This is a genomic window from Kingella pumchi (assembly GCF_022288825.1).
In the GTDB taxonomy this organism is placed as follows: domain Bacteria; phylum Pseudomonadota; class Gammaproteobacteria; order Burkholderiales; family Neisseriaceae; genus Kingella_D; species Kingella_D pumchi.
Genome location: NZ_JAKOOW010000006.1, coordinates 116,155 through 137,251, shown reverse-complemented (window position 1 = coordinate 137,251; position 21,097 = coordinate 116,155). Strand labels below are relative to the sequence as shown.

Sequence of the window (21,097 nt, the reverse complement as noted above, 5' to 3'; positions counted from 1 at the left end):
GCAAGCAACGGCTTTCAGGCTGCTTTTTTCAACGCCATCCGATAAACAGCCTGCTGCTGCCGTTTGCGCCGTATGCCGGCGGCAGCTTTTACCAAACGGCGCCAAGTGCCGCACCTGTGCCGCAAGGTTTTCAGGCAGCCTGAAAGGAAAAACCATGAAATACCCGACCCTTATCCCGCTTATTGCCGCGCTGGCCGTGTCCGCCGCAGCCGGCGCCGCCGATACCGCCAATATGGCCAAAATCCCCGGCGACAGCTACCGGCCGCTGTATTTGAAAAAAGACACGCCGTTGATTCCGGTCAAAGCCTTTTTGCTCGACAAAACCGCCGTTACCAACCGCCAGTTTGCCGAGTTCGTCAAACGCCATCCCGAGTGGCAGCGCGGCAAAGTGCGCAAACGCCACGCCGAAACCGACAAATATCTGCGCCATTGGGTGAAAAACGGCAGCGGCTACGCGCCCAAAAGCAGCGATTTGAACAAACCCGTTACCCACGTTTCCTGGTTTGCCGCCAATGCCTACTGCACCGAGCAGGGCAAACGGCTGCCAACCATCGACGAATGGGAATATGCCGGCATGGCTTCGGCGCTGAAGAAAAACGGCACCGAAGATGCCGAATACAAACGCACGATTCTCGAATGGTATGCCGACGGCGGCAAACGGCCGCTGGGCGAAGTCGGCAAAGGCCGGCCGAACTACTGGGGCGTGCACGATATGCACGGCATGATTTGGGAATGGACGGAAGACTTCAACAGCAGCCTGCTCAACGGCGGTAGCGGCGATACCAAAGACATGTTCTGCGGCGGCGGGAGCGCCAACAGCACCGATCCCACCAATTATGCCGCCTTCCTGCGCTTCGGCATCCGCTTGAGCCTGAAGCCGAACTACGTTTTGCGCAATCTCGGCTTCCGTTGCGCGGCATCGCAGTAAAGCTGCCACAGCGTACGGTTGATGGTTTTCAGGCTGCCTTATCCGCAAAGGCAGCCTGAAAACCATTCGGCGTCTGCCCAAACAAAAAAAGCTGCCTGAACCGGCAAACGGTTTCAGGCAGCTTTGTCTTTGGGTATGGCGCTTTTGCCTTAGGCGGCGAAGCGGCGGGCGACTTCGTCCCAGTTAACGATTTCCCAGAAGCCTTTGAGATAGTTGGGACGGCTGTTGCGGTAGTCGATGTAGTAGGCGTGCTCCCACACGTCGCAGGTCAAAAGCGGGATGTTGTCGGTGGTCAGCGGGGTGGCGGCGTTGGAAGTGGAAACCAAGTCCAAATCGCCGGCCGGCGTTTTCACCAGCCATGCCCAGCCCGAGCCGAAAGTGCCGGCGGCGCAGGCGGCGAAGGCTTCTTGGAAGGCTTCGAAGCTGCCCCATTTGGCGTCGATGGCGGCGGCCAGCTCGCCGGTGGGGCGGCCTTTGCCGGCGGGCGTGAAGCCCAGCCAGTAGAAAGTGTGGTTCCAAGTTTGCGCGGCGTTGTTGAAGATGCCGCCGGAAGATTTTTTCACGATGTCTTCCAAAGGCAAGCCTTCAAACTCGGTGCCTTTAATCTGGGTGTTCAGATTGGTGATATAGGTTTGGTGGTGCTTGCCGTAGTGAAACTCCAAAGTTTCGCGGGTCAGATGCGGCGCAAGCGCGTCGAGGCCGTAGGGCAGCTGCGGCAGTTTGTGTTCCATATTGTGCTCCTAATGATGGATGTTTTATTTGCTTTTGGTAGTGTGCAGACTAGGCTGCGGGCGCCATTTTACCCGTTTTTCGCTGCGGCAGATAGGAAGCGGCGGCCACCCGGCGCTGCTTTCAGGCAGCCTGAAAGCGCTTGGCCGCTGATTTTTTGCCGTTTTGGCGCAAATATAATCCGCCGTTCTATTATTCAGAAGCACAAAATCTTTCCCCCGCCGCAGCCGCATTTATAGAATTCCGCGCTCCCGATGCCGCCGCGCGCAGCATCCGATTCCAACACACCCCCGAAAGGAACACATCATGGCACGCCTGACCGTCCATACCGTCGAAACCGCTCCCGAAGGCGCCAAAGCGCGCGTAGAAGCCGCGCTGAATGCCAACGGTTTTATCCCCAACCTGATCGGCGTGCTGGCCAATGCGCCCGAAGCGCTGGCGTTTTACCAGGAAGTCGGCAAGCTCAACGGCGCCAACAGCCTGACCGCGGGCGAAGTGGAAGTGGTGCAGATTATCGCCGCCCGCACCAACGAATGCGGCTTCTGCGTGGCCGGACACACCAAGCTGGCAACCTTGAAAAAACTGCTGTCCGAGCAAGCGATTAAAGCATCCCGCGCCGTCGATTCCGCCGCTTTCGACGATGCCAAACTGGCCGCGCTCTCCGATTTCACCCAGGCGGTGATGGCGAAAAAAGGTGCGGTTTCCGATGCCGAGCTGCAAGCCTTTCTGAATGCCGGCTACAACCAGCAGCAGGCGGTGGAAGTGGTGATGGGCGTGGCGCTGGCCACCCTGTGCAACTACACCAACAATCTGGCGCAGACCGAAATTAACCCCGAACTGCAGGCCTACGCCTAACCGGTTTTCAGGCTGCCTTTTAATCCCAATAGGCAGCCTGAAAGCCGCACCGCAAAGGAAACCCCATGTCCCAATCCGCAGAAACCCTGTTGCACAACATTGCCAAACTGGTGAAAACCGATTTGAAACCGCTGGTGGAAGACATCGACCGCAAAGGGCTGTATCCCGAAGACTTCCTGCGCAAAGTCGGCGCGGCGGGCGGGTTTGCCGCCGTCGGCAGTCCCGAAGAAGGCGGCAGCGGACTGGGTTTGGCCGCGCAAATCGGCGTGCTGCGCGAAATCGGCAAAGAATGCGGCGCCACCGCCTTTTCCGCCTGGTGTCAGGCCGCCTGCGGCTGGTATCTGCACCAAAGCGCCAACGCGGCGGTTCGGGAGCGCTATCTGGCCGACGTGCTGTCGGCAAAAGTGCTGGCCGGCACCGGCATGTCCAATACCGTCAAACACCTGGTCGGCATCGAAGAGCATTTTCTCAAAGCCGAAAAAACCGACGGCGGCTATCTGGTCAGCGGCGTGTTGCCGTGGGTGTCCAATCTCGGCGACAGCCACATTTGGGCGAATACCGCGCAAATCGGCGACGGCTACGTGATGTTTATCACCGGCGCCGGCCGCGAAGGGGTAACGCTCAATCCCTGCCCCGAATTCTGCGCGCTCGAAGGCACCCGCACGCTGGCGCTGCGTTTCGATAAAGTCTTCGTGCCGCATGAAGACGTGCTGGCCGAGCCCGCCGCTTTTGCCGACTACATCCGCAGCATCAAAGCCGGTTTCATCCTGCTGCAAATCGGCATCGGCGCCGGCATCATCGACGGCTGCCTGAAAGAAATCGAGCTGGCCAACGTCGGCAGCGGCGAAGTCAATTTCTATCTCGACAACGGCATCGACGAATTGCAAGAGCGCTACGACACCCTGCTGGCCAAAACCGTGCGCCTGGCCGACGAAGCCTGGGCAGGCAGCGCCGGCCTGCTGGAAACCCTGCAAACCCGCGCCGCCGCCGCCGAACTGTGCCTGGACGCCGCCCAATCGGCCGCGCTGCACAGCGGCGCCAAAGGCTATCTGATGAAAAGCCCGGTACAGCGCCGCGTGCGCGAAGCGATGTTCGTCGCCATTGTTACCCCCGCGCTCAAACACCTGCGCAAGGAGATTTCGGATTTGGAGTTTGGCGGGGAGTATTCGATTTAGTCCGCCCCCAACTGGCAAACGAAAAAGCAGCCTGAAAACCGTGTAGTGCGGTTTTCAGGCTGCTTTTTTGGTTTTGGGACAGGATTGCTTTGGGCATGGCGCCGCCGGCACAAAACCCATCCCGTCTATGGTACGGGCGGGACGGTAAATGCTTTCAGGCTGCCTGTTGAACGGTGCAAGGCAGCCTGAAAGTTAGCCGGCGGGGTTTTCCGATTGGGCGGATTCAGTTTTTTCGGATTCGACTTGTGCTGCCGGATTTTCCTGTGTGTCGGTTTGGACATTGGCGGTTTGGCTGCCGCCGTTTTCCGGCTGGTCGTCCGCGCTGTCGTCGTTTGCCGGCGTCTGCGTATCGGCTTCCTGCTCGGCAGCTGCGGTGTGCAGGCTTTGCCCGACCCAGTGCTGCAGGGCGGTTTCGTCGGCCAGCGCAGAGGCGGCGACATTGACATAACCTTCGTACACCGTGCCGTTGCTCACCACCGGCCGGCAGGCGGGCTGGGATAAGGCTTCGCGGTAGCGGTCGGCATCCAGCCGGCACATCATGCCGGCACCGCCCACCGCCAGCAGCATTTTGCCGCGCATACGGAAGAGCAGGGCGCCGAACATATCCTGCTCTTCCACGCCGGTTTCGGCAGAGAGAAGCTGGCGGACGCGGTCGGCAAGTTGGGAATCGTAGGCGGGCATAAGCGTCTTTCAGGCTGCCTGCGGGGCGGGCGGCCTATCGGTCAGAGAGTGTAGGTGGGGCGCTCGTTGTGCAGCAGGCCGGTGAGGATGTTTTCAAACAGGACTTTGGCTTTGATGCTCTGTTCGTCGTCGGTAAACGCCAGGCCGATGCCGCGCGGGCGGCCGCCGGGGCTGGGGTGGGCGTTGATCCAGCAGACTTTGGTTTTAACGAACAGTTTGTCGGTTTTGTTGCCGACCAGCTCCAAAACCAGCAGCACTTCTTCGTGCATCTCGAAAGTGTCGGTGGTGGGCAGGAAAACGCCGCCGTATTCGAGAAACGACATATAGCTGGCGTAGATAATCGGTTTGCTCTCCAGGCGCAGGTTGAGCATGCGGCCGGGGGCGGATTGGGCAGATTGGGCGGCGTGGGAGGCAACGGAACTCATGTTTGTCCTTAATCGGTTGGTAAAAGGCGGCGCGGCGGCCGCGGCGGGTGGGTTTCAGGCAGCCTGAAAGGCGAAATTCAGCGTTTTTTGCGTTGAAACAGCATCAAATATTCGCTGAGCAGGGCTTCGGTTTGCAGCCGCACGTTCAGGCTGTGGCGGCCGTAGGGCAGCAGGCGGTTGAGACGGTCGGCAAAGCCGAACAGCGCATCCGGCGCGGCTTTGGCGGCGGCCGCTGAGAGCGCGTCGGCGCGGGCGGGGTAGTAGAGCGGCGGCAGGCGGTGCTGGGCAAGCGCCATGTCGGCCAGCCATTTGTGCAGCCATTCCAAAAGCAGGGCCAGCGGCTGTTTGTGGCGGTCGAACTCGGCGGCGTAGTCAAGCGCGGCCAGCAGGCGCGGGGCGGCGAGAAAATCGAGCAGCTGCCGGCGCAGCGGCGCCCAGTCTTCCGGTTCGTCAAACAGCGGCGCGCCGCCGTGAAAGGCCAGTTCGGCCTCGGCCGCTTCTTCGCCGCCGCCGCGCCGTTCGCGCAGAAAAGCCAGCGCCTGTTCGTGCGCGGGCAGCGGCAGGGCAAGCTGGCGGCAGCGGCTGCGGATGGTGGGCAGCAGGCGGTCGCGCTGGTGGCTGACCAATAAGAAAACCACCGCTTCGGGCGGTTCTTCCAGCATTTTCAACAGCGCGTTGGCGGCCTGAAGATTCATGCTTTCGGCGGGGGCGATCATCACCACCCGCCGGTTGCCGCGCAGCGAGCTGTGGGTGAGCGGCTCCAAAATGGCGCGCACGGCGTCGATTTTAATCTGCTGCAGACGGCGGGCGCCGCTCTCGCCCTCGGTTTGGTCGGGCTCGAGCAGGTAGAAGTCGGGATGGCTGTCTTGCTCGAACAAATGGCAGGACGGGCAATGCCCGCAGGCGCTGTGGTCGGCCTGCGGTTTTTCACACAGCAAGGCTTGTGCCAGGCTGCGGGCAAATTCGGTTTTGCCGGTGTTTTCGCGGCCGGCGAGCAGCCAGGCGTTGGGCTGCTGCTGCCAGTGTTCGGCAAGCTGCCGCCATGCGTTGCGGTGCCAGGGATAAATCATGTTTCAGGCTGCCTGAAAGGGTTAGTCGCGCGCGCTAATTTGGTCGGACGGCGCAACTTCGTGCGGATTGATGCGCCTCTCGTCTTCCTGTCCCAAACCGATCAGGCGGCGCAGGCGGGTCATATAGGCGTTGACGTCCAGCCCCTTGCCGTAGCGCTGCGCTTCCCACAGGGTTTCGGCTAGCGCGTCCATCATCGCGTGTTCGGCGGCTACCCAGTCGCCGCCGTTTTTGCGGCACAGCTCTTCATGGATGGCGCGGATGCCGGGCGGCTGGTCGATGGCCGCCTGCTCTTGCAGCGACAAATGCAGCGACAGATGCAAAAAGGGGTTGGTTTCGCCGTCTTCCGGCAGCCAGTTTTTGTCGAGATAGTCTTCGATATTGTCGAGATAGCGGCCGTATTCGGGATGGGCTTCCAGAATACGCAGTGCTTTCTGCTGCAGGCCGTCCAGCGCGAGCGGGTTCAGGCGCTGCTGCCAGACATGGGCGAAAAAGCGGCGCACGTCGTGGGTATTGACGTCGTACATGGTGGCGGAATCCGGTGGTTTGGGTGGCGCGATTATACGCGAAATCAAGATGCCGCCGCTTTTCAGGCTGCTTCGATGTGCGTATAATCCGCCTTTCCTATCTGGGGGCGATCTTGGTTTCGACGGGGGTTGCGAAGCAGATGCGGGCATACCGGGGTCTCAGAAGCCCGTTAAACACTGAACTCAAATAGTCGCAAACGACGAAACTTACGCACTGGCCGCCTAAGGCCTGCCGTTGCAGCAGCTGGTCAATGGGCTGTGTAGCGAAAGCTACCGCAACGTCATTTCACATTGACTGGCTTTCCGTCGGGTTACTTGGCGGGGAGCGAGATTTAAGGTAACTGGTTTCTTGAAAGCCTGTTGGTCGGCGCGATAGAAATAAGATTTCCAAATAGACACAACTAAGTATGTAGAACGCTTTGTAGAGGACTTTCGGACGCGGGTTCGATTCCCGCCGCCTCCACCAGAACCAGGCAAACCGGCCATTGAGGCCGGTTTTTTCCGTCTGCCGTTTTCAGGCTGCCTGAAAATGCCGTCAGGCAGCCTGAAAACGGCGGCGCGGGCGGTATTTCCGCAGCCGGATTGGGTTATACTTGCGCCGATTTTGCACCGACGAGGATAGACGATGTCCCAAACCAAACCCGCCGCCCCGGCGATGTACAAAACCAATGCCGCTTTTGCCGTGCTGTTGTGCGGCATGGTCGGCTATTTTGTTTTCTGGGGGCTGGGCTACACCAACCACAACCATGTGCCGCTGTTTCTGCTGGCCACCGCTTTCGGCGTGTTTATGGCCTTTAATATCGGCGGCAACGATGTGGCCAATTCTTTCGGCACGTCGGTGGGCGCCGGCACGCTGACCGTGCCGCAGGCGCTGATTATCGCCGCGGTGTTTGAAGTGAGCGGCGCGGTGATTGCCGGCGGCGAAGTGACCCATACCATCCGCAGCGGTATCGTCAATCTCGAATCGCTGCCGCTGCGCCCTTTGGATTTGGTGTTCATTATGATGTCGGCGCTGCTGGCGGCGGCGCTGTGGCTGCTGTTCGCCACCAAAAAAGGGCTGCCGGTTTCCACCACCCATGCGATAGTCGGCGGCATCGTCGGCAGCTCGCTGTGCCTGGGTTTTCTGCTGGCGGCGCCCGGCAGCAGCCCGTGGGCGATGGTGCAGTGGGACAAAATCGGCACCATTGCCGCCTCGTGGGTGCTCTCGCCGCTCTTGGGCGGGGCGGTGGCCTATCTGCTGTTTTCGCTGGTAAAAAAATACGTGCTTGACTACAACGCTTCCATCGAAGAGCAGCTCAAAGCGATCAAGGCCGAGAAAAAGGCTTATAAGGAAAGCCACAAGCACCGCTTTGAAGCGATGGACGAGCAGGAAAAAATCGAAATTACTTCCGCAATGGCGCGCGATGCGCAAATCTACGGCGAAAACGACTTCGATCCCGCCGAACTCGAATCCGCCTACTACCGCGGCCTGTATGCCATCGACAGCCGCAAAAACAGCATCGACGCCTACAAGGCCATGTATTCGTGGGTGCCGGCCATTTCCGCCATCGGCGGCATGGTGATTTCGTCGATGCTGATTTTCAAAGGGCTGAGCAATCTCAAGCTCGGCGTCAGCACGCTGACCAATACCCTGATTATTATGATGATCGGCGCCGCCATCTGGGTGGGCACCTTTATTTACGCCAAAACCCTCAAGCGCAAAGACATCAGCAAATCCACTTTCCTGATGTTTTCGTGGATGCAGGTGTTTACCGCCTCCGGTTTTGCGTTCAGCCACGGCGCCAACGACATCGCCAACGCCATCGGCCCCTTTGCCGCGATTATGGACGTGCTGCGCACCGGCAGTATCGGCAGTGACGCCGCCGTGCCGCCCGAGGCCATGCTCACTTTCGGCGTCGCCCTGATTGTCGGCCTGTGGTTTATCGGCAAGGAAGTGATCCAAACCGTCGGCAAAGGGCTGGCCGAGCTGCACCCGTCTTCCGGTTTCGCCGCCGAGCTGGCCGCCGCCTCGGTGGTGATGGCCGCTTCCGTGTTCGGCCTGCCGGTATCCAGCACCCATATTCTGGTCGGTGCCGTGCTCGGCATCGGTTTGGTCAACCGTAATGCCAACTGGAAAATGATGAAACCCATCGCCCTGGCCTGGGTGGTTACCCTGCCGGCCGCCGCGCTGCTGGCAGTAATCAGCTTTTTCGCCCTGCGCAGCATATTTTAGGCACGGGCAAGCCGGTGCACCGACGGCTTTTCAGGCTGCTTAAAAAGCGTTTACAATCCGCCCCTTTCGTTTTTCAGGCTGCCTGAAATCAGGCAGCCTGAAAGTTTTTCCATCCGCGGTTCGCAAACCTCCCGCGTTAACAAAACTAGGATAATCCATGAGAAATCCCCAAGAGCTCGACGGCATCACGCTGCTCGGAAACCAGAAAACCGAGTACCGCGCCGACTACGCGCCCGAAGTGCTCGAAGCCTTCGACAACAAACATCCGGGCAACGATTATTTCGTCAAATTCGTCTGCCCCGAATTCACCAGTCTGTGCCCGATTACCGGCCAGCCCGACTTTGCCACCATCGTGATCCGCTACATTCCCGATGTGAAAATGGTGGAAAGCAAGTCGCTCAAACTCTATCTTTTCAGCTTCCGCAACCACGGCGATTTTCACGAAGACTGCGTCAATGTGATTATGAAAGACCTGATCGCGCTGATGCAGCCCAAATACATTGAAGTGTTCGGCGAATTTACCCCGCGCGGCGGCATCGCCATCCATCCGTTTGCCAACTACGGCCGCCCGGGCACGCCCTTTGCCGATTTGGCGCGCGAGCGGCTGTTTGCCCACGATATGCAGTAAATCCGTGCCGTTTCGTTTTTCAGGCTGCCTGAAAACCCTTTTGCGAAAGTTTCCCGTTTTATGAGCCATTATGTTTTTACCGCCATCCAGCAGCGCCGCGCGTTGGGGTGGCTGGTGCTGTTTCACATCATCGTGATTGCCGCCAGCAACTATCTGGTGCAGTTTCCGTTTGACTTCACGCTGCCCAACGGTTTTGTCGTGCACTCGACTTGGGGGGCGCTGAGTTTCCCGTTTATCTTTCTCGCCACCGATTTAACGGTGCGCATTTTCGGCCAGCGTCTGGCGCGGCGGATTATTTTTTGGGTGATGCTGCCGGCGCTGGTGCTTTCTTATGTGCTGTCGGTGCTGTTTGCCGACGGCGCGTGGGCGGGCTGGCAGGGGCTGGCGGTGTTTGACAGCGTAGTGTTCCGCATTGCGCTGGCCAGTTTTTCCGCCTATGCCGTCGGCCAGCTTTTGGATATTTTCGTCTTCAACCGCCTGCGCCGGCTCAAATCGTGGTGGGTGGCGCCCACCGTGTCCACTTTTGCCGGCAATGCGGTGGACACGCTGCTGTTTTTCGCCATCGCCTTTCACGGCGGCGCCAATGCCTTTATGGCGGAGCATTGGCCGCACATCGCTTTTGTCGATTATCTGTTCAAACTCAGCATCTGCACGCTGTTGTTTGTGCCGGCCTACGGCGTGCTGCTCAATATCCTGAGCCGCCGTCTGACTGCCTTCCGCCACGAAGAAGAACTGCCGGCGCCGGTATGCGCGGCCGGCGAATAGGCGCCATTGGTGGCAGATGCGGTTTCGCGCGCAGTTTGTGTTATCCTGTGCGCGGAACCGTTTTCATTCGCGGCTTTCAGGCTGCCTGCAACGGCTTTCCGCCTTTTCTACAACCGAGCTTAAGGAAAACACCATGAAAAAAACGATTTTGTGCGCGCTGCTTGCCGCCACCGCTGCGGCCGCCACCGCCGCCGATTACCAAATCGACCCGCACCACGCCAACGCCCGTTTTGCCATCGACCACTTCGGCACCAGCACCAATGTCGGCGGTTTTTACCAGCTTGAAGGCACGGTGAAATTCGATGCTGCCAAACGCAGCGGTTCCATCGACATCACCATTCCGCTGAACAAGCTGCAAACCGGCTCCGAGCATTTCACCAAACACCTGCTGTCGGCCGATATTTTCAACGCCGAAAAACATCCGAACATCCGCTTTGTTTCGGATAAATTCCATTTCGTTGGCAAAAAAGTCAGCGCCGTCTCCGGCCGCCTGACCATGAACGGCAAAACCCAGCCCGTTACCCTTAAAGCCAACAAATTCAACTGCTACCAAAACCCGATGAAAAAAGTCGAAACCTGCGGCGGCGATTTTTCCGCCACGCTCGATCGCAGCAAATGGGGCGTGAACTATCTGGTTGATGCCGGCATGACCAAAACCGTCGGCATCCAAATCCAAATCGAAGCCTTTAAGCAGTAAATCCGGCCTTTTCAGGCAGCCTGAAACGCGCTTTTTGCCTTTCAGGCTGCCTTTTGCATCCGCACGGCAAAAATAAACCTTGTCCATTCAAAGGCGTTTGATTTTCTTGCCGCGCGCCGCTTGACGAAAAAGTTTCCCACGCTATAATGCCGTCTTCTTTCCCCGATAGCTCAGTCGGTAGAGCGACGGACTGTTAATCCGCAGGTCCCTGGTTCGAGCCCAGGTCGGGGAGCCAGATTCAAACCACCTGATACGTTCAGGTGGTTTTTTTCTTGCTCTGATGGCGTGCGTAAAACCCAAAAAAGCAGCCTGAAAACCGGATATGCGGTTTTCAGGCTGCTTTTGCGTGGCGGCTTATTTTGCTTTTTCAAACGCTTCCTGCGCCTGTTTGGCGCTGTTGATCAGCTGGCGGGCACCGCCGGCGGAAAGGTAGGCGGCAGGCTGGATGTAAACCACCTGGCCTTTTTTCCACGCGGTGGTTTCGGCCACCAGCGGGTTGTTAAGCACGTCTTTGGCGGCTTCGCCTTTCTCGCCGATGGCGGAAGTGCGGTCGAGCACAAACAGCCAGTCGGGATTTTTCTCTTTGATGTATTCAAACGAAACCGGCTGGCCGTGGCTGCCTTCTTTGATGGCGGTATCGACCGGCTCGACGCCGATGTCTTTATGCAGCCAGCCGCCCAGCCGCGAGTTGGCGCCGTAGGCCGAGAGTTTGCCGCCGCTCACTTGGATGACCAGCGCTTTGCCCTTGCCCTGCGCGGCGGCTTTGGCATCGGCGAAGGCCTTGTCGAGCTTCTCTTCCAGTGCTTTGGCTTCGGCTTCCTTGCCGAAAACCGTGCCCAGCGCGGCGATGCGCTGTTTGGCACTGGCAACGGCATCGGTGTTGTCCACCGTCATTTCGATGGTGGGCGCGATCTGGCTGAGCTGGTCGAAGGCTTTGGCGGTGCGGGCGCCGGTGATAATCAGCTGCGGCTGGTATTCGTTGAGCGCTTCGTAGTTCGGCTCAAACAACGTGCCGACGTGCTTGGCTTTGGCCACCGTGTCGCGCAGGTATTCGATGCTGGTTTCTTCGGTGCTGGCGCCGACTTCCACGCCCAATTCGCCCAGGGTGTCGAGCACGCCCCAGTCGTAAACCGCCACCCGCTCGGGTTTGAGCGGCACTTGGGCGGGGCCGCGGTTGGTGTCGATATTGACCATGCCGGCGGCCGCTGCCGGCAGCGATGCGGCGGTGGTAGTGCCGGAAGCGGCATTGTCGGCCGGCTGTTGTTGGCCGCAGGCGGCCAGGGCGGCGGCGCACAGCAGGGCGGTTAGGGATTTTTTCATGTGGCTTACTCCGAAAAACGGCCGGCGCGGCTTTCAGGCTGCCTGAAAGCGCCAAACGGGCTTGGCACGAAGCGGCAACGCGGCGGCACGGGTTTAAAAGGGCGTAACCATACCACGCCGTACTCGGAAATGAAAACCTTTCGCTGCCGGGCGCCCTTTGCCGGCAGCCTGAAACCGCACCTTTGCCCGGCGCTTTTCAGGCTGCCTGCGCCGCGTATGGAATAATCGAATCATCCGCTATAAAATGCACGCCTTTTGCGCCGACGCGCCTTTTATCCGGAGAAGAACAATGCGATTTACCGTTGCCAGCCACAGCCGCGCCGATGCGGCACAACTGTCCGTCTGCACCCCGGCACGCCTCGCCGCCGGTGAAACCGCCGCGCTGCTGGCGGCGAAACTCGACGACAAAACCAGTTTTGCCGCTGCCCAAATCGCGCTTTCAGGCAGCCTGAAAGCCGCCGCGCTGCTGCGCTTGGCCGACGACAATATCGAAACCCTGCAAAAAGGCGCCAAAGAAGCCGCCGCCTGGGCGCAGAAACAGGACGCGCTGAGCATCGACTTGGGCGCGCTGGATGCCGCCGCCGCCGCCCGCGCCGCCGCCGCGCTGCTGCTGGCGCTGGGCGAAGCGGTTTACCGTTTCGACCATTTCAAAGCCGAAAAACAGCCCGCCGCGCTTGCTGAAGCCGAGTTTGTCCACGCCGACACCGCCGCGCTTCAGGCTGCTTTGGGCGAAGCCGACGCGCTGCTGTACGGTATCAACCTGTGCAAAGACCTCGGCAATATGCCGCCCAACGTCTGCACGCCCACTTATCTGGCCGAGCGCGGTAAGACCGAAGCCGAGCAGTTTGGCGCTTCGGCAAAAATTCTCGGTGGCGACTACATCCGCGAAAACATGCCGTCGTTTTGGTCGGTGGCCAAAGGCAGCGTGCAGGAGCCAAAACTCTTGGAACTGAGCTGGCAGGGCGCGGCAAATGCCGAAGAAGCACCGGTGGTGCTGGTGGGCAAAGGCTTAACCTTCGACAGCGGCGGCATCTCGCTCAAACCCGGCGAAGGCATGGACGAGATGAAATACGATATGTGCGGCGCCGCCAGCGTAATCGGCACTTTCGTTGCCGCCGCCAAAGCGCGGCTGCCGATTAACCTGCGCGCGGTGGTCGCCACCTGCGAAAACATGCCCGACGGCGGCTCGTGCAAGCCCGGCGACATCGTTGCCACTATGAACGGCACCACCGTCGAAAACCTCAATACCGATGCCGAAGGCCGCTTGGTGCTGTGCGACGCGCTCACTTACAGCGAGCAGTTCCAGCCCGCCGCTGTGATTGATGTTGCCACCCTCACCGGCGCCTGCATCATCGCGCTCGGCCACATCGCCAGCGGCTTGATGGCCAACCACCAGCCGCTGGCCGACAGCCTGGCCGCCGCCGCCAAAAACTGCAACGACAAAGTTTGGCAGCTGCCGCTGTTTGCCGAATACAAAGAACAGCTCAAATCCAATTTTGCCGACCTGCAAAACATCGGCGGCCGCCCCGCCGGCACCATTACCGCCGCCACCTTCCTGGCGCATTTCGCCCAAAACTACCACTGGGCGCATCTGGACATCGCCGGCACCGCGTGGAAATCCGGCAAGGAAAAAGGCGCCACCGGCCGCCCCGTGCCGCTGCTGATGCAGTTTCTGCGCGAGCGCGCGGCAGCCTGAAAACCGTTTTGACCCCGCAGGCAGTCTTTTCAGGCTGCCTGAACTTCGGAAAGCGATACCATGAAATTACACCAAACCGTTGCCGCAGAAGTCGAAGCCGCCTTTAAGCAGGCCGGCATCGGCGGCAGCCCGATTGTTTTGCAGCCGGCCAAAAGCCCCGAGTTCGGCGATTTCCAAATCAACGGCGTGATGGGCGCCGCCAAAGCGCTGAAGCAAAACCCGCGCGAGCTGGCGCAAAAGGTGGCCGATGCGCTCTCAGGCAGCCTGAAAATCGACAGCGCCGAAGTGGCCGGCCCCGGCTTTATCAATCTGCGCCTGAATGCCGGATTTCTTGCGCAGCAGGTCGAAGCCGCGCTCAACGGCGAGCGCTGCGGCGTCGATCAAACCGACGCACCGCAAACCGTGGTGATTGACTATTCGTCGCCCAATCTTGCCAAAGAAATGCACGTCGGCCATCTGCGCTCGAGCATTATCGGCGACAGCATCGCCCGATTGCTCGGCTTTCTCGGCCACCGCGTGATCCGCCAAAACCACGTGGGCGACTGGGGCACCCAGTTCGGCATGCTGGTGGCCTATCTGGTCGAGCAGCAAAAAGACAATGCCGCGTTTGAACTTTCCGATTTGGAGCAGTTTTACCGCGCCGCCAAAGTGCGTTTTGACGAAGACGCCGCCTTTGCCGATACCGCCCGCGATTATGTCGTTAAGCTGCAGGGCGGCGATGCAAACGTGTTGGCGCTGTGGAAACAGTTTGTCGAGATTTCGCTCGGCCACGCGCAGGCGGTTTACCAAACGCTTGGCCTGCTGCTGCAGCCTGAAGACGTGCGCGGCGAATCGTTCTACAACCCCGATTTGCAGCCGGTGGTGGACGAATTGTCCGCGCAAAAACTGGCGGTGGACGACGACGGCGCCAAAGTCGTCTTTCTCGAAGAATTCAAAAACAAAGAAGGCGAGCCGGCCGCCTTTATCGTGCAAAAACAGGGCGGCGGCTTTCTCTATTCCAGCACCGATCTCGCCTGCATCCGCTACCGCGTCGGCACGCTCGGCGCCGAGCGCCTGCTGTATGTGGTGGACAAACGCCAGAGCCTGCATTTCGAGCAGCTGTTTACCGTTGCCCGCCGCGCCGGCTGGCTGCCTGAAAACGTCCGCGCCGAGCACATCGCCTTCGGCACCATGATGGGCAAAGACGGTCGCCCCTTCAAAACCCGCTCCGGCGACACCGTGAAACTGGTCGATCTGCTCGATGAAGCCGTCGAACGCGCCGCCGCGCTGGTCAAACAGAAAAACCCCGAAGCCGATGCCGCTGCAGTCGGCCGCGCCGTCGGTATCGGCGCCGTCAAATACGCCGACTTGAGCAAAAACCGCAACAGCGACTACGTTTTCGACTGGGACGCCATGCTCTCGTTTGAAGGCAATACCGCCCCCTACCTGCAATACGCCTATACCCGCGTGCAAAGCCTGCTGCGCAAAGCAGGCGATTGGCAGCACGATGCCCATATCGTGCTGGAAGAAGCCGCCGAAAAACAGCTTGCCTTCGAGCTGCTGCGCTTTGGCGACGTACTCGAAGCCGCCGCCGACAGCGCCCAGCCGCACCATCTGGCCGCCTATCTCTACCAAACCGCCACCCTGTTTTCCCGCTTCTACGAAGCCTGCCCGATACTCAAAGCCGACGCCCCCCGGCGCAACAGCCGCCTGCGCCTGGCCGAGCTCGCCGGCCGGGTGCTGAAGCAGGGCTTGGAACTCTTGGGCATCGAAGTTTTGGACGTGATGTAAAGCAGCAGGCAGCCTGAAAACGGCGCCGCCGCATTTACAGGCCGCGGCGCCTTTTATCGGCCTGCCGGTATCGGACGCGCAAACGGTTTTGGCCAAACCCAAAGCAGCCTGAAAAACGGAATTCCCGTTTTTCAGGCTGCTTTGGGTGCGCGGTGTGGCACCCTACCGCGTAGGTTGGATACTTGTATCCGACATTTCTCGTTCCGCCTGAATGCCGCCCTTACGGCCGGCCGTCGGATTCGAGAATCCGACCTACGTGCTGCCTTTGTGCCGTTAAAACCGCTATGCAGCAGCCGGTGTGTTTATCCAAACGGCGGTTCCGCTTCGTAGCGGGAATCAGCCGCTAAAAAAGGCTCAACGTATTCATTCCAAGCGGATATGCAGTTTTTTTCCAAATCACTGGGATGTTCCAAGTTGGCAACCAGTGCCCTAACTTCCCAGACAACCACATTAAATTGCTCTTTATCCAGTTCGGTAAAGGAATAAAACCCCAGTAAGTAAGATTCTTCTTTAATCATTTCATGAAGTTTGGGATGTTTGGCCAGCAACGCCCAATCCAGCAGTTCCCCGATGCATTCCCAAGCGCTGCTGTTAATGTATTCTCCGAGAATGCCGTAATCCTGATTCGGATGTCCCACGCTGAAGAAAATGTTTTTGCCCATTTTTATCTCGCAACAGATATTTGTGCCAACGCTTTAAATACGGCCGCGTAGGTCGGATACTTGTATCCGACATTTCCCGTTCCCGCCCAAATGCCGCCCTTGCGGCCGGCTGTCGGATTCGAGAATCCGACCTATGCAACTTGCTTCAAGGAATGGGGCAAAGCCTTTCAGGCTGCCTGTTCAAGCAAACAGCCGCAGCGCCAGATACGATAGCGTGCCGCCGCCCAGCAGTAGCCACAGCGCCAGCATGCCTGCCAGCAGCAGCGGGCTGTTGGCGGCTACCGCGCCGAGAAAGCCGAGCGCAAACCACGGCAGCGCCGGCGCCCCTTTTTGTGCCGCTGGCGCGCCGCCGCCGAAACGGCGCATCAGCCACGGCAGCGCCAGCAGAAACGGCGCCAGCAGCAGCACGCGGATCATTTTGGTAATCACCGCCACATCGGCCACCTGCGCCACTTCGTGCACGCTGGCGCCGGTGTAGATGCCCCAGCCGAAGCAGGCGTCGGCGTCTGCCACCGACGGCAGCAGCAGCGCCGCCAGCAGCGGATAAACAAACATCGCCAGCGTGCCGAACACCACCACCGTCGCCACCGCCACGCCGACATCGGCTTCTTTGGCTTTGAGTACCGGCTGCGCCGCCAGCACCGCCGCCGCGCCGCAAATTGCGCTGCCTGCGCCCACCAGCGCCGCCGTGTCGCGCTCCATCCCCAGCCGCCGCCCCAGCCACAGCGCCAGCGCAAAGGTGCCGCAGACCACGCCCACATCGGCAAACAGCGCCGGCCAGCCGGCAAAGGCCAGCTGCGCCCAAGTGATTTTGAAACCGTAAAGCACAATCCCCAGACGCAGCAGCCGCCCCTTGCTAAACGCAATGCCTTCGGCAATGCGCGGCAGATGCGGCGCCGCCACGCTGTTGCCCAGCGCCATGCCCAGCACAATCGCCAGCGTCAGCGGGCTGATGCCGTTTTGCGCCAGCGGCGGCAGCGCGGCCAGATACATGCACAGCACCGCCGCCAGCGTCGGCGGAATCAGTTGCCACAAACGGGAAAGGGGCAGCATAGTGTTCTCTTGGGTGTTTTTGTTATGCCTTAATTATACGGCTAGCGGTAGGCGGCAGCACCGTGTATCGGCGCAAACAATCGGGCGCTACGCAAATGCTGATGGACTTTCAGGCTGCTTTTTGTGTTTGCGTAGGACAGCTGCGCGCCCAACTCCCTCCCCTGCGCCCTAAGCGCGGGGGAGGGTCGGGGTGGGGGTGGCAGTTCGCAGAACTGCTTTGGTTGTCGCTGTCGTACCGTCAAAGTTTTCGCAGCGGTCACCGCCCCCACCCTAGCTCTCCCCCGCGAGCGGAGGAGGGAAACGGCAGCCCGATGCGTTTCAGGCTGCCTATCGGGCGTGGCTTTGAGCGGTTTGTTGGTTAAGCCATTGCTGCCAATCGGGGCGCAGTCGGCACAGCTCGTCATTCCAATACAGGTAGTCGCGGGCGATGCCTAGGGCGGCGGGTGCGGCGGGCGAAGAGTTTTTCGACGAAAGGCTGCAGGGTTTGGGCGCTGTGGTTCATGCCGCCGAAGTCGCCGTAGGTGCGGCAGGTTTCGGGGTGGAGCGCGTCTGCCAGCTGCAGGATGTCGTTTTGCAGGGCAATCCAGTGCGCCGCGTCGCTGTACAGCGTTTCGGCCAGCCATTCTTTGATGTTTTCCAGCGCCTGAAAATGCGGATAGCTTAGGGGCTGTTTGTATTTGGTTTGCGAAGCGGATTTTGCGTCAGAAAGCGGCAGATGCAAGGCGCAAACCGCAGCAAGGTTGAACACCTGGCGAGGATTTGCAACGCAGCAGATGCTGCTTTCTGGCGAAAAAGCCGCCGTAACACCAAATGCAAACAGACCCTAAAGCAGGCGCAGGGCGGCAAGCAGGATGGGGGCGGCGGGTTGGTGGGGGTTGCGGTCGTAGTCAAACTGCTGCGCCAGCAGGTATGGGGCGCGGTTGCGCCTGTTTTCGGGCAGGCCGAGCAGGATGGGGCTTAGGTCTTCGGGGCGGTGCCAGTGAGGCAGGTGGAGTTTGGTCATGGCTGATGGCTTTCAGGCTGCCTGCGGCGGGTTACGCCGTCCACAGCAAGCCCGCGGACAGGCCGAGGTTGGCGAGGGTGTGCAGGCGCACGGCGGGGATGAGTTCGCGGCCGGCGGCGGCGCAGTCGGCAGCACGGCGGACGCGGGCAAGATGGGGCAGAGCGGCGGGCAGGCAGATAAAGGCGACTAGGGCGGGGGGTGGAGCAGGCCGTAGGCGGCGTAGCACAGCAGTCCGCCGGCGGTCAGCGCGGTGTGCAGCTGTTTGGCAGCGGCAAAGCCCAGCAGGTTGGCCAGCGTGCGTTTGCCGGCGGCGCGGTCGCTGTGGATGTCGCGGATATTGTTGATGTGCAGCACGGCGGCGGCGAGCAGGCCGCTGCCGCAGGCGGGCAGCAGCACAGCGGCATCCCACACCTGTGCTTGCAGGTAAAAGTGGCCGCCGATGCCGAGCAAACCAAAGGTGAGCCAAACGGCGGCTTCTCCCAAAGCGTGATAACCGTAGGCGCGGCGGCCGAGGGTGTAGCCGAGTGCGGCGGCAAGCGCCAAAACGCCGAGAGCGGCGAAAACCAGCCGCGCAAAGCGGCCGGGTAGGGCAGCAAACAGCAGCGCCAGCCCGCAAACCACGGTGGCTGTGGCGGTGGCGGCCATCATGCGTTTTAGGCGCTGCGGGCTGATGCCGCCGCCGGCGGACAGGCGCGGCGGGGCGTCGGGCGCGCGCAGACGGTCGGTGCCGCGCTGGCCGTCGCCGTAGTCGTTGGCGAGATTGGACAGGATCTGCAGCAGCAGGGTGGTGGCCAGCGCCAGCGCAAACACATCGGCACGCAGCGCGCCGTGGCGGGCGGCCAGCGCGGTGCCGCAGAGCGTTACCGACACCGCCAGCGGCAAGGTGCGGGGGCGTATCAGTTGGAAGAACTGTTTCATCAGCGGGAAAAGCAGCCTGAAAGCGGGAAAGGCGGATTATAGGTTTTTCAGGCTGCCTTTTGGTTTCCGGCAGTAGGTCGGGCATTGATGCCCGACGTTTTGTGAACGGAACTTGTCGGGCATTGATGCCCGACCTACAAACGGCGCTCCAGCGCGGGGCAGGGAATTACGCGGCAGCCGGTTGTGATTGGGAAGCAGGCGTTTGTACCTGCCGCCGTCCGCGTCTGCCGCGAAACGGCGGCTGTTTGGGCGGGATAAAACAAACGGGCAAATGCCAAAGCAGCCTGAAAAGAAGAAATGCCGTTGCAAAAGTACCGTTATTGGCTGCGCAGTCCGCTACGCTATCCCCGCGCAGGCGGTAATGGTTGAAAAAACAACCCGCTGCTGGGATGCCACTAAGATTCTCGCCTGCGCGGGGGTAGCGTAGCGGACTTGCGCAGCTAATGACGTTACCAGTGGGCTTGGCGGAGTTTTCAGGCTGCCTTTTGGTTTTCAGGCTGCCGCCGTTTTCCAAATCCCATACGCCGCCACCGCCAAAACCGCTATACTGCGCGCTTTTCAAACCGGCGGTGCGGGACATTGCGACCTGCGGCCGCCCGTCGGCGACATTGCGACGCCGCAAACCATAAGGAAGCCACCGATGAGCAAACTCTCCCCCGTTGCGCTGCGGCGCAGTCTCGAAACCCGTCCCCATCCCACCGCGCAGTATTGGAAAAAGTGCGACGTTGAAGCGCTGTTCAACCTGCCCTTTCTCGAGCTGGTTTTTCAGGCTGCCCAAGTGCACCGCCGCCATTTCGACCCGCGCGAAATCCAGCTCTCCACGCTGGTGTCGGTGAAAACCGGCGGCTGCTCGGAAGATTGCGAATACTGTCCGCAGTCCGCCCACTACAACACCGGCCTGGAAAAATCGCAGATGCTGGATGTACAAACCGTGCTGGAAAAAGCCCGCATCGCCAAAGCGCGCGGCGCCAGCCGTTTCTGTATGGGCGCCGCCTGGCGCGGGCCCAAGCCTAAAGACGTGGAAACCGTGTCCGCCATTATCAAGGCCGTTAAAGGCATCGGCATGGAAACCTGCGGCACCTTCGGCCTGCTCGAAGAAGGCATGGCCGAAGACTTCAAAGACGCGGGGCTGGACTATTACAACCACAATCTCGACACCGACCCCGAACGCTACAACGACATCATCCACACCCGCCGCCACGAAGACCGCATGGACACGCTGGGCAAAGTGCGCAAAGCCGGTTTGAAAATCTGCTGCGGCGGCATCGTCGGCATGAACGAAAGCCGCCCCGAGCGCGCCGGACTCATCGCCAGCCTGGCCAATCTCGACCCGCAGCCCGAAAGCGTGCCGATCAACCAGTTGGTCAAAGTGGAAGGCACGCCGCTGGCCGACGCCGAAGATTTGGATTGGACGGAATTCGTGCGCACCATCGCCGTTGCCCGCATCACCATGCCGCAAAGCTATGTGCGCCTGTCGGCCGGGCGCAGCGACATGCCCGAAGCCATGCAGGCGATGTGTTTCCTTGCCGGCGCTAACTCGATTTTCTACGGCGACAAACTCCTGACCACCGACAACCCCGAAGCCGACAGCGACCGCCTGCTGATGGCCAAACTGGATTTGTACCCGCTGCAATACGGCGCATCGGGGCAGCCTGAAAGGCAGCCTGAAACCGACGGCAGCGACATCGCCGCCGCACTGGCGGCACGGGGCGGCTGTTGCGGCGGCGGGGCAGGTGGCAGCTGCGGCTGCGCGGCTTAAGGCGGTAAAAGCAGCCTGAAAACGGTAGGTGCCTAGCTCCCTCTCCCGCTTGCGGGGGAGGGCTGGGGTGGGGGCGCAGGCCGCTGTAGAAACTTTTGCGGGATATCGGCAAACGCAGTTCTGCGAACTGCCACCCCCACCCTGACCCTCCCCCGCGCAAGCGCAGGGGAGGGGACGAAACGGCGGCCGTTTGTCCACAGGCGGCGGCTATCTCCCTGCCCTTGGT

At 60.4% G+C, this 21,097-nt stretch carries 23 protein-coding genes, 1 tRNA gene, 1 other RNA gene and 1 riboswitch; of the genes, 12 read left to right on the top strand and 13 right to left on the bottom strand.

Annotated features, from left to right (window positions below; all coding sequences use genetic code 11):
- The first annotated feature begins 154 nt into the window (after positions 1-154).
- The gene (locus MB824_RS02065; protein WP_238745496.1) at positions 155-928 is read left to right on the top strand and encodes a formylglycine-generating enzyme family protein; all 774 of its coding nucleotides are present in this window, start codon (positions 155-157) and stop codon (positions 926-928) included.
- A gap of 149 nt (positions 929-1,077) precedes the next feature.
- Here MB824_RS02065 and MB824_RS02060 read toward each other — a convergent pair whose 3' ends face one another.
- The gene (locus tag MB824_RS02060) at positions 1,078-1,659 is read right to left on the bottom strand and encodes a superoxide dismutase (protein ID WP_238745492.1); all 582 of its coding nucleotides are present in this window, start codon (positions 1,657-1,659) and stop codon (positions 1,078-1,080) included.
- A 304-nt stretch (positions 1,660-1,963) separates the two neighbouring features.
- On the opposite strand from MB824_RS02060, the gene MB824_RS02055 reads away from it, so the two are divergent.
- On the top strand, positions 1,964-2,512 hold the full coding sequence (locus MB824_RS02055; RefSeq protein ID WP_238745489.1) for a carboxymuconolactone decarboxylase family protein: 549 nt from the start codon (positions 1,964-1,966) through the stop codon (positions 2,510-2,512).
- Positions 2,513-2,577: 65 nt separating this feature from the next.
- Positions 2,578-3,687: an acyl-CoA dehydrogenase family protein gene (locus MB824_RS02050; RefSeq protein ID WP_238745487.1), complete on the top strand. Its 1,110-nt coding sequence runs from the start codon at positions 2,578-2,580 to the stop codon at positions 3,685-3,687.
- Between the two features lie 192 nt (positions 3,688-3,879).
- On the opposite strand, the gene MB824_RS02045 is transcribed toward MB824_RS02050, so the two are convergent.
- The 4 genes from MB824_RS02045 to MB824_RS02030 form a co-directional block, all read right to left on the bottom strand.
- The gene (locus MB824_RS02045; RefSeq protein WP_238745484.1) at positions 3,880-4,368 is read right to left on the bottom strand and encodes a TfoX/Sxy family protein; all 489 of its coding nucleotides are present in this window, start codon (positions 4,366-4,368) and stop codon (positions 3,880-3,882) included.
- Positions 4,369-4,409: 41 nt separating this feature from the next.
- Positions 4,410-4,793, bottom strand: coding sequence for a PilZ domain-containing protein (locus MB824_RS02040; RefSeq protein ID WP_238745482.1), 384 nt, complete (start codon positions 4,791-4,793; stop codon positions 4,410-4,412).
- Between the two features lie 77 nt (positions 4,794-4,870).
- The gene (gene holB, locus MB824_RS02035; RefSeq protein ID WP_238745480.1) at positions 4,871-5,863 is read right to left on the bottom strand and encodes a DNA polymerase III subunit delta'; all 993 of its coding nucleotides are present in this window, start codon (positions 5,861-5,863) and stop codon (positions 4,871-4,873) included.
- A 21-nt stretch (positions 5,864-5,884) separates the two neighbouring features.
- Positions 5,885-6,388 (bottom strand): DUF1841 family protein, encoded by a 504-nt coding sequence (locus MB824_RS02030; RefSeq protein WP_238745586.1) that lies wholly within the window; start codon positions 6,386-6,388, stop codon positions 5,885-5,887.
- Between the two features lie 103 nt (positions 6,389-6,491).
- Between MB824_RS02030 and ssrA the strand changes: the two genes are divergently transcribed.
- The 6 genes from ssrA (at position 6,492) to MB824_RS02000 (ending at position 10,925) form a co-directional block, all read left to right on the top strand.
- Positions 6,492-6,854, top strand: a transfer-messenger RNA (tmRNA) gene (ssrA, locus tag MB824_RS02025).
- 159 nt (positions 6,855-7,013) lie between these two features.
- Positions 7,014-8,600, top strand: coding sequence for an inorganic phosphate transporter (locus MB824_RS02020; protein WP_238745477.1), 1,587 nt, complete (start codon positions 7,014-7,016; stop codon positions 8,598-8,600).
- Positions 8,601-8,709: 109 nt separating this feature from the next.
- A riboswitch (PreQ1 riboswitch) is annotated at positions 8,710-8,755 on the top strand.
- Between the two features lie 2 nt (positions 8,756-8,757).
- A complete protein-coding gene (queF, locus tag MB824_RS02015; protein WP_238745475.1) occupies positions 8,758-9,228 on the top strand; it encodes a preQ(1) synthase in 471 nt (156 codons plus the stop codon).
- A 60-nt stretch (positions 9,229-9,288) separates the two neighbouring features.
- Positions 9,289-9,993: a 7-cyano-7-deazaguanine/7-aminomethyl-7-deazaguanine transporter gene (locus tag MB824_RS02010; RefSeq protein WP_238745472.1), complete on the top strand. Its 705-nt coding sequence runs from the start codon at positions 9,289-9,291 to the stop codon at positions 9,991-9,993.
- 133 nt (positions 9,994-10,126) lie between these two features.
- Positions 10,127-10,690: a YceI family protein gene (locus tag MB824_RS02005; protein WP_238745470.1), complete on the top strand. Its 564-nt coding sequence runs from the start codon at positions 10,127-10,129 to the stop codon at positions 10,688-10,690.
- Positions 10,691-10,849: 159 nt separating this feature from the next.
- Positions 10,850-10,925: transfer RNA gene (locus MB824_RS02000), tRNA-Asn, on the top strand.
- Between the two features lie 119 nt (positions 10,926-11,044).
- Here the strand turns inward: MB824_RS02000 and MB824_RS01995 are convergent.
- Entirely contained in the window at positions 11,045-12,010 is a 966-nt protein-coding gene (locus tag MB824_RS01995) for a siderophore ABC transporter substrate-binding protein (protein WP_238745466.1), read from the bottom strand.
- Positions 12,011-12,299: 289 nt separating this feature from the next.
- Between MB824_RS01995 and MB824_RS01990 the strand changes: the two genes are divergently transcribed.
- The gene (locus tag MB824_RS01990; RefSeq protein ID WP_238745463.1) at positions 12,300-13,706 is read left to right on the top strand and encodes a leucyl aminopeptidase; all 1,407 of its coding nucleotides are present in this window, start codon (positions 12,300-12,302) and stop codon (positions 13,704-13,706) included.
- Between the two features lie 60 nt (positions 13,707-13,766).
- The gene (argS, locus tag MB824_RS01985; protein ID WP_238745462.1) at positions 13,767-15,476 is read left to right on the top strand and encodes an arginine--tRNA ligase; all 1,710 of its coding nucleotides are present in this window, start codon (positions 13,767-13,769) and stop codon (positions 15,474-15,476) included.
- Positions 15,477-15,778: 302 nt separating this feature from the next.
- On the opposite strand, the gene MB824_RS01980 is transcribed toward argS, so the two are convergent.
- From MB824_RS01980 to MB824_RS01950, 7 genes are all read right to left on the bottom strand, one after another.
- Entirely contained in the window at positions 15,779-16,138 is a 360-nt protein-coding gene (locus tag MB824_RS01980; protein WP_238745460.1) for a hypothetical protein, read from the bottom strand.
- Between the two features lie 180 nt (positions 16,139-16,318).
- Positions 16,319-17,191: a YeiH family protein gene (locus MB824_RS01975; protein ID WP_238745458.1), complete on the bottom strand. Its 873-nt coding sequence runs from the start codon at positions 17,189-17,191 to the stop codon at positions 16,319-16,321.
- 400 nt (positions 17,192-17,591) lie between these two features.
- Positions 17,592-17,912, bottom strand: coding sequence for a hypothetical protein (locus MB824_RS01970; protein ID WP_238745455.1), 321 nt, complete (start codon positions 17,910-17,912; stop codon positions 17,592-17,594).
- Positions 17,913-18,014: 102 nt separating this feature from the next.
- Positions 18,015-18,194 (bottom strand): hypothetical protein, encoded by a 180-nt coding sequence (locus MB824_RS01965; RefSeq protein WP_238745453.1) that lies wholly within the window; start codon positions 18,192-18,194, stop codon positions 18,015-18,017.
- A 31-nt stretch (positions 18,195-18,225) separates the two neighbouring features.
- A complete protein-coding gene (locus MB824_RS01960; RefSeq protein ID WP_238745450.1) occupies positions 18,226-18,420 on the bottom strand; it encodes a hypothetical protein in 195 nt (64 codons plus the stop codon).
- A complete protein-coding gene (gene menA, locus MB824_RS01955) occupies positions 18,381-19,112 on the bottom strand; it encodes a 1,4-dihydroxy-2-naphthoate octaprenyltransferase (RefSeq protein ID WP_238745447.1) in 732 nt (243 codons plus the stop codon). The genes MB824_RS01960 and menA overlap by 40 nt, the downstream gene beginning before the upstream one ends.
- 166 nt (positions 19,113-19,278) lie before the next feature.
- A complete protein-coding gene (locus tag MB824_RS01950) occupies positions 19,279-19,692 on the bottom strand; it encodes a hypothetical protein (RefSeq protein ID WP_238745444.1) in 414 nt (137 codons plus the stop codon).
- Between the two features lie 60 nt (positions 19,693-19,752).
- On the opposite strand from MB824_RS01950, the gene bioB reads away from it, so the two are divergent.
- The gene (gene bioB, locus MB824_RS01945) at positions 19,753-20,871 is read left to right on the top strand and encodes a biotin synthase BioB (RefSeq protein ID WP_238745442.1); all 1,119 of its coding nucleotides are present in this window, start codon (positions 19,753-19,755) and stop codon (positions 20,869-20,871) included.
- Positions 20,872-21,097: the final 226 nt, after the last annotated feature.

Excerpts from the sequence above, each read along its gene's own strand:
- MB824_RS02065 (WP_238745496.1), top strand. The coding sequence starts at position 155 with ATGAAATACCCGACCCTTATCCCGCTTATTGCCGCGCTGGCCGTGTCC.
- MB824_RS02060 (WP_238745492.1), bottom strand. The coding sequence starts at position 1,659 with ATGGAACACAAACTGCCGCAGCTGCCCTACGGCCTCGACGCGCTTGCG.
- MB824_RS02055 (WP_238745489.1), top strand. The coding sequence starts at position 1,964 with ATGGCACGCCTGACCGTCCATACCGTCGAAACCGCTCCCGAAGGCGCC.
- MB824_RS02050 (WP_238745487.1), top strand. The coding sequence starts at position 2,578 with ATGTCCCAATCCGCAGAAACCCTGTTGCACAACATTGCCAAACTGGTG.
- MB824_RS02045 (WP_238745484.1), bottom strand. The coding sequence starts at position 4,368 with ATGCCCGCCTACGATTCCCAACTTGCCGACCGCGTCCGCCAGCTTCTC.
- MB824_RS02040 (WP_238745482.1), bottom strand. The coding sequence starts at position 4,793 with ATGAGTTCCGTTGCCTCCCACGCCGCCCAATCTGCCCAATCCGCCCCC.
- holB (WP_238745480.1), bottom strand. The coding sequence starts at position 5,863 with ATGATTTATCCCTGGCACCGCAACGCATGGCGGCAGCTTGCCGAACAC.
- MB824_RS02030 (WP_238745586.1), bottom strand. The coding sequence starts at position 6,388 with ATGTACGACGTCAATACCCACGACGTGCGCCGCTTTTTCGCCCATGTC.
- MB824_RS02020 (WP_238745477.1), top strand. The coding sequence starts at position 7,014 with ATGTCCCAAACCAAACCCGCCGCCCCGGCGATGTACAAAACCAATGCC.
- queF (WP_238745475.1), top strand. The coding sequence starts at position 8,758 with ATGAGAAATCCCCAAGAGCTCGACGGCATCACGCTGCTCGGAAACCAG.
- MB824_RS02010 (WP_238745472.1), top strand. The coding sequence starts at position 9,289 with ATGAGCCATTATGTTTTTACCGCCATCCAGCAGCGCCGCGCGTTGGGG.
- MB824_RS02005 (WP_238745470.1), top strand. The coding sequence starts at position 10,127 with ATGAAAAAAACGATTTTGTGCGCGCTGCTTGCCGCCACCGCTGCGGCC.
- MB824_RS01995 (WP_238745466.1), bottom strand. The coding sequence starts at position 12,010 with ATGAAAAAATCCCTAACCGCCCTGCTGTGCGCCGCCGCCCTGGCCGCC.
- MB824_RS01990 (WP_238745463.1), top strand. The coding sequence starts at position 12,300 with ATGCGATTTACCGTTGCCAGCCACAGCCGCGCCGATGCGGCACAACTG.
- argS (WP_238745462.1), top strand. The coding sequence starts at position 13,767 with ATGAAATTACACCAAACCGTTGCCGCAGAAGTCGAAGCCGCCTTTAAG.
- MB824_RS01980 (WP_238745460.1), bottom strand. The coding sequence starts at position 16,138 with ATGGGCAAAAACATTTTCTTCAGCGTGGGACATCCGAATCAGGATTAC.
- MB824_RS01975 (WP_238745458.1), bottom strand. The coding sequence starts at position 17,191 with ATGCTGCCCCTTTCCCGTTTGTGGCAACTGATTCCGCCGACGCTGGCG.
- MB824_RS01965 (WP_238745453.1), bottom strand. The coding sequence starts at position 18,194 with ATGACCAAACTCCACCTGCCTCACTGGCACCGCCCCGAAGACCTAAGC.
- menA (WP_238745447.1), bottom strand. The coding sequence starts at position 19,112 with ATGAAACAGTTCTTCCAACTGATACGCCCCCGCACCTTGCCGCTGGCG.
- MB824_RS01950 (WP_238745444.1), bottom strand. The coding sequence starts at position 19,692 with ATGTCCCGCACCGCCGGTTTGAAAAGCGCGCAGTATAGCGGTTTTGGC.
- bioB (WP_238745442.1), top strand. The coding sequence starts at position 19,753 with ATGAGCAAACTCTCCCCCGTTGCGCTGCGGCGCAGTCTCGAAACCCGT.